This window comes from Streptomyces sp. KR55, from assembly GCF_052245645.1.
Lineage (GTDB): Bacteria > Actinomycetota > Actinomycetes > Streptomycetales > Streptomycetaceae > Streptomyces > Streptomyces flavusporus.
This window is the reverse complement of the sequence record NZ_JBQQCE010000905.1, coordinates 1-1,363: the sequence shown is the minus strand read 5'-3', so window position 1 is coordinate 1,363 and position 1,363 is coordinate 1. Positions and strand designations below refer to the sequence as shown.

At 75.2% G+C, this 1,363-nt stretch carries 2 pseudogenes; both read left to right on the top strand.

The features are described 5' to 3' along the window. Nucleotides 1-564 (top strand): annotated as a pseudogene (locus ACTWQJ_RS51415) (hypothetical protein); the annotation flags it as partial. Next, a pseudogene (locus tag ACTWQJ_RS51410) lies at nt 555-1,363 on the top strand (hypothetical protein); the annotation flags it as partial. The pseudogenes ACTWQJ_RS51415 and ACTWQJ_RS51410, both read left to right, overlap by 10 nt.

Sequence of the window (1,363 nt, the reverse complement as noted above, 5' to 3'; positions counted from 1 at the left end):
GTGTACGTGCTGGCACTGGAGGAGGTCGCCGCGAAGCTCCAGCCGGCCCCGCCGGTCCGGCATCGGATCCTGCTCGTCTGCCCCAAGGACTTCTCCAACCTCCCCACCGCCTCCGCCGTCGACGTGCGCAAGCAGCGCGCGGTCACCCGCCGCCAGCTGGCCCGCCTCACCCGCATCCAGGACATCGCCGACGCGCTCCCCGAGGGCACGTGCTTCTCCCCCGAGCTGCCGCCCGCCGAGCTGACCGCCGCGGTCGAGTCGGTGCCGGCGACGTACGCGCCGGAGTGCCTGTCGGCGTGCGAACTGGCCTTCCACTGCCGGGACCACTCCCGCGCGGCCGGCGCGGTGACCTCCCTCGGCCGCTCGGTCCGCGCCGAGCTGGGCGGCCTGTCGACGGTCGAGGACGTCCTCGCGGCGGCCCGCGGGGAGGCCGGGGATCCTCAGGACCCGGCGGTGGCGGCCCTACGCCGGGCGGCACACCTGCGCGCCGAGACACTGGGCGACGCTCCCGAGCCGAGGACCCCCGAACACCCCGAGTTCCTGGAGGCAGCCCCGTGTCGCTGATCTCCACGCTCGCCCGCTTCGAGGCCGTCGACACCGGACGAGCGCAGCCCACCGCCACGGTCCGGCACCGGCATCTGTCCGAGCGTCCGCTGGTCCTCGTGCCGCTGACCACCGCCGGTGAGGCCGGTGCACCGCTCGGCGCGCTCGTCGGCACCGACCCGGACGCGCCGCGTCTGCTGGTCGTCTCGCAGCCCCGCGACCGCGACCTCAGGTTCGCGTTCCTGGCCGAACTGGCCGATGTGGTCCTGCCGTACATCGACGCGCACGCGGAGAGCGTGGAGGCGGCCGAGCGCACCGAGACCGACCCGGAGACCGGCAAGCGGGTCAAGGTCGAGGTCGAACTGTGCGCGGACGCCCCGCAGTTGATCGTGCCGAGTCGTGCGGGCATCGACTTCGTCCGGCTGCTCGGGCGCTCCATGCGCTTTCGCCGCACGGCGGAACAGGACCCGGAGACCCCGCACCCGGCACCCCCCAGGGTGCCGTTGCTCGGCCGGTGGCTGACCCACTTCGGGGAGCGGGCCCGGGTGCCCGGCTCGTCCCTGCTGCTGGCCCTGACGGACGTGCTCGCCCGGCACTGGGCGACCGGCCAGTCCAGCCTGGAGGACCAGCACCTCGGTGCCCTGCTCGCCTGGATCGACCCACCGGAGGGCGCCACCGGCGCCGAGGCGGCCCTGCGGGCCGAGCTGCACAGGGACGCGCAGGGCCAGCTCACCTGCCCGCCCGCGGGCCCCGCCACCGACCCGGCGTTCGACAACAAGCTCCTCGCCCCGGCCATCGAGCGCTACGACCGCGCCCGCAC